Genomic DNA, 4692 nt, shown 5'->3' with positions numbered 1-4692 from the left:
CGTCAAACGCTTAACGCGAATTGCGTCAAACGTTTGATGCCATGTGCCGCCCGATGGGGCTCCGGACCGATAGCATCGAGGAATGCGGCCCAACGACGAATCCACCCCCCGGCGCGGCGCCGCCCCGGCGACTACCGTTCCCGCCCGCGCTCTTCGTGCCAAGGCTGCGGAAAGGGCGGTGGGCGGCACGCCGGGAGCGCGCGTCACGGCCGCCATGGTGGCCGCCCGGGCCGGCGTCTCGATAGCCACGGTCTCCCTGGTGGCCAACGGCAAGACGGCGGGCCGCGTCTCGGCGGACAAAATCGCCCGAGTCAGCCAGGCGATTGACGAGCTCGGCTACGTAGTGGACGGCATCGGCAGCTCGCTGGCCCGGGGCGGCAGCAACCTGGTCATTCTGGCCGCACCGGACGTCGCCAACCCCTTCTTTGCCAAGGTGATCGCCGGCGTGCGGATCGCTCTGGGCGCGGAGTACCAGCTGCTCCTGGCGGTCAGCGAACCGGGCCAGCTGCCCACGCCGGAGGAAGTCCGTGCCCTGATGTCCCTGCGGCCGGCCGGGCTGTTGGTCGATGCCCCGGATGCGGCGTTCCTGGACCGGCTGCACAGCACTGCCCCCGTGGTGTTGCTGGATGCGCCCGGCGTTGAGGGCTACGCGCCCTCCGTGAACCTCGATGTCGGCCATGGCGCCCGCGAGCTTGCCAAACACCTGGCGAACCTGGGGCATACGCGGGTGGCATATCTGGACAGCACCAGCGGGACGGCAACCTTCCGGGTGCGGCGGGACGCGTTCCTGGCGCAGGCCGCCGCCAGCGGCATCCAGGTACCCGACGGCGCCGTCGCCAGCACCCCTATCGACGTCGGCGCCGCGGCCGCCGCCTTTGCCGGTTCGTGGCCGGCCTGGCAGCACAGCGGGATCACCGCCGTCGTCTGCTGCACTGACACGCACGCCTACGGTGTCCTGCAGGAGGCCCGGGTTGCCGGCATCGTGGTTCCCGGGCGGCTGGCCGTGGCCGGATTCGACGATCTGCCATACTCGGCCACCAGCAGCCCGGCGTTGACCAGCGTGCACCTGCCGGCGGCGGCCCTCGGCGAACAGGCGGGCCGCGCGTTGAAGGAGCTGATGCGCGGCGGCATGCTCACCGAACCGCAGCAGACCCTGGCCAGTACGCTGATCGAGCGCGCGTCCACCACGGGTCAGGCGGACCGCCCATAGGGCCAACCTCGTCAACATGTGGGGTGCCGAGCTGACCGGGAGGGTTGGGGGCGAGAACCTCCCCGCGCGGGAGGACATGCCCAGTCCTGAGCGAGGCGCTGCAGAGGTTCTCGAGAGGCGCCGCGCGGGTTTCGGGAGGACATGTCCAGTCCTGACGCCCGCGATTGCGCATAACGGGCATATGCCCATCCTCTGGCCTCGGCGGGGAGCATGTCCCCGGAAGCTACGCCAATCCGCAGGAGGACATGCCCATTCCGGACGCCCGCGAGTGGGCACAACGGGCAAATGCCCATCCCCCGGTCTCGGCGCGGCGCATGTCCCCGGAAGCTACGCCAATCCGCAGGAGGACATGTCCAGTGGTCACGCCCGCGCCCCACCGTGCGGGAAGGTGAATCAGCCCGGTACCCCTACCAACCCGCGCGATTACGAGGAGTGCGGGACGTCCGGCTTGCCGGTCCGGTGGACCGCGTATACCGCTGCCTCCTGGCCCGGCCGGCCGTGTTTGGGGTCGTGTTCCTTGGGGTGGCGATGCTTCCCGCTGCCGTCCGGCCACTGCTGGCCCTCGGACGCCGGGGGTGGAAGGTGGTGCGCGGGTTCGGGTCCGGGGGCCTCGTCCATGGTTTCGGCCAGATGGCTGGCTACCTCAGGCTCGATCCCGTCTACGGGGTGGTGTTCCGCCATTGCTCTTCCCTTCCACTGTGCCGGACAACTATGTGCCGGGCAACGATGTGCCGACTGCCGATGTGCCGTGAAACGAAGTGTTCATCCATCGTAGGTCGGCTCGGAGGAGATGTCTGCAGGAACTACCAGCGGACCTTTTTCTCCGCCGGTCCCTGCTTTCCGCTGGCGTGCGTGGGCTTGTGGCTGTGCCCGATGCTCTGCGTGGAGGCGCCGCCCCGCGATTTGCTGGCGAGCATGTCCTTCTGAGCCTCGGTCAGGCGGGACTTGATGCCCGTCCCGGGGCGCTCGGCTCCGGGCTGTTTCCCGGCGTCTTCTACGTCTGTATCGCTGATCTTGCTGCTGTCTTCGTCGGTCATGGAACCGCTCTCCTTGTATGGCCTGGCCGGCCTGCCTCTTCCCGGCACCCGGGTGGCTCCACTTTATGCGGCCAGGGATCCCCTTGAACACCCTCGTTGCTGCGCCCCAGCGGCGCTCCCGTGGGGTTGCCAGAAACATCAATCCGGGTCTAAAACCGGCCTCTAGAGCGCGCCTGTGGAAAAAGTTTGGCGGCTTCGGCACGAAAGTCTTCAGTTCCCAGTAGCCGCGCGGTGAAAGCGGGGAAAAGAACTACGCGATTAGGGGCCGATTGGGCCGAAAATCCCGGCATCATACGGCACCGAAATCGGAAAATCCATGGAAACCACGTAAAATTGAAAGCCTGCCCGGAGCGGGGCAGCTACAAGTCGTAAGCAAATGACCTCCCTAGGAGCGGCCCAAATGCCCAAAGACCGAAGCACGACCGACTCTTCAGCAGGCGTCTTGAACGCCAGCAGAACCAACCAAGCTGCACCCAAGGGTGCCAGGAAACCGAAACTGCGGCGCCGCCGGCTCCGTGAGTCCGACGTCAACGTTGTCGACCAGCCAATGCTCAAAAAGGCCCTCGGCGGCACCATCGTGGGTAACACCATGGAATGGTACGACGTCGGTGTGTTCGGCTACCTGATCACCACCATGGGTCCGGTATTCCTGCCGGAGGCGGACAAGTCCGTCCAGACCCTCTTCCTGCTCGGCACCTTCGCCGCCACCTTCATCGCCCGCCCCCTCGGCGGAGTCGTGTTCGGCTGGCTTGGCGACAAGGTCGGCCGGCAGAAGGTCCTYGCCGCGACACTTATGATCATGGCGGCCAGCACCTTCGCCGTCGGCCTCCTGCCGGGTTACGCCCAGATCGGCATCTGGGCCGCTGTCCTGCTGGTCCTGTTCAAGGTGATCCAGGGCTTCTCGACCGGCGGCGAGTACGCCGGCGCCACAACCTTCGTGAGCGAGTACGCCCCGGACAAACGGCGCGGATTCTTCGCCAGCTTCCTGGACATGGGCAGCTACCTCGGCTTCGCCGCCGGCGCCGCCCTCGTGTCCGTGCTGCAGCTGACTCTCGGCCAGGACAGCATGGAGCAATGGGGCTGGCGTGTTCCGTTCCTGCTGGCCGGTCCGCTKGGCCTGATCGCCGTGTACTTCCGGAGCAAGATCGAGGAATCCCCCCAGTTCCAAGCCACCCTCGATGCCCAGGCGAACCTCGCCAAGGATGCCACCGCCGCTGACACGGCCGCGTCCAAGGGCCCGGTGGGCATCGTGAAGGCCTACTGGCGCTCTATCATCGTCGCGATGGTCCTGGTGGCCGCAGCCAACACGGCCGGCTACGCCCTCACGTCGTACATGCCGACCTACCTCACCGAGTCCAAGGGCTACGACGAACTGCACGGCACCCTGCTGACGATCCCCGTACTTGTCATCATGAGTCTCTGCATTCCGCTGACCGGCAAGCTCTCCGACCGGATCGGGCGGCGCCCGGTGCTGTGGATCGGTGCCATCAGCACCGTGGTCCTGGCGACCCCCGCGTTCCTGCTGATTGGCACCGGCGAAATCTGGTCCACGTTGGCCGGACTTTCCCTGATTGCGTTCCCTGTGACGTTCTACGTGGCCAACCTGGCCTCCGCGCTGCCGGCCCAGTTCCCGACGGCCAGCCGGTACGGCGCCATGGGCATTGCGTACAACTTCTCGGTGGCCATCTTCGGCGGCACCACCCCGTTCATCGTTGCCGCCCTGATCAACGCCACCGGCAACGACATGATGCCGGCCTACTACCTGATGGCCACCTCGGCGATCGGCGCCGTGGCGATCTACTTCCTCAAGGAGTCCGCCCAGATGCCGCTGCCCGGCTCGATGCCGAGCGTGGACACCCAGGCCGAAGCCCGCGAACTGGTCGCCACGCAGGACGAGAACCCGCTGATCGACCTTGAGCACATGGATATGCCGCTCACCGCAATGGAAAGCAACGACGGCGACGCCGGCAGGGTTCCGTCCCGGGTCTAGTCCCAGGCCGGCCAGTACGGCTCCAGCGCCCCGCCCAGAGAGGCCCGTCGCGCGCGCTTTCCCTGCCAGGGAAGCCCGCGGGGCGGGCCTTTGGCAGGCCCGCGCGCTGCTGCGGCCGTCTACTTCGGCCGGCGCGGCGGCCCCGCGACAAAACGGTTGGGAACCACGCGCGCGGCCGCGACGAGGAGCTTGTAGCGTTTGCTCGGAATCGAGACGGCCCTGCCTTTTCCGTTGTCGGCCAGACCCTCGCGCACCACTTGTTCGGCCCGCAGCCACATCCAGGCCGGGGCCACTGCTGTGTCCATGCCCATCCGGTCGTGGAATTCGGTGTGCGTAAAGCCGGGGCAGACGGCCGTCACCTTCACCCCGCGCCCGGCATAGGCAAGGTTGGCCCAGCGGCTGAAGCTGAGCAGCCACGCCTTGGCGGCGGAATACGTTTCGCGCGGCAGAAATGC

At 67.2% G+C, this 4692-nt stretch carries 5 protein-coding genes; 2 read left to right on the top strand and 3 right to left on the bottom strand.

Translation table 11 applies throughout. The annotated features are described in order from the left end of the window. The first annotated feature begins 214 nt into the window (after nucleotides 1-214). A complete protein-coding gene (locus tag AB4Y86_RS12540) occupies nucleotides 215-1210 on the top strand; it encodes a LacI family DNA-binding transcriptional regulator (protein ID WP_441402552.1) in 996 nt (331 codons plus the stop codon). Between the two features lie 423 nt (nucleotides 1211-1633). On the opposite strand, the gene AB4Y86_RS12535 is transcribed toward AB4Y86_RS12540, so the two are convergent. Then, nucleotides 1634-1891 (bottom strand): hypothetical protein, encoded by a 258-nt coding sequence (locus AB4Y86_RS12535; protein WP_441402551.1) that lies wholly within the window; start codon nucleotides 1889-1891, stop codon nucleotides 1634-1636. A gap of 122 nt (nucleotides 1892-2013) precedes the next feature. Next, the gene (locus AB4Y86_RS12530) at nucleotides 2014-2247 is read right to left on the bottom strand and encodes a hypothetical protein (RefSeq protein ID WP_441402550.1); all 234 of its coding nucleotides are present in this window, start codon (nucleotides 2245-2247) and stop codon (nucleotides 2014-2016) included. 400 nt (nucleotides 2248-2647) lie between these two features. Here AB4Y86_RS12530 and AB4Y86_RS12525 point away from each other — a divergent pair, with 400 nt between their 5' ends. Next, complete coding sequence (locus tag AB4Y86_RS12525; protein ID WP_441402549.1) at nucleotides 2648-4237, top strand: MFS transporter; 1590 nt, start codon at nucleotides 2648-2650, stop codon at nucleotides 4235-4237. 119 nt (nucleotides 4238-4356) lie between these two features. Here AB4Y86_RS12525 and AB4Y86_RS12520 read toward each other — a convergent pair. After that, nucleotides 4357-4692 (bottom strand): SDR family NAD(P)-dependent oxidoreductase (locus AB4Y86_RS12520; RefSeq protein ID WP_441402548.1); only part of this gene is annotated, 336 nt, incomplete at its 5' end.

Source organism: Arthrobacter sp. 2YAF22_2 (assembly GCF_052114645.1).
Classification (GTDB): Bacteria; Actinomycetota; Actinomycetes; order Actinomycetales; family Micrococcaceae; genus Arthrobacter.
This window is presented reverse-complemented; position numbering and strand designations above follow the sequence as displayed.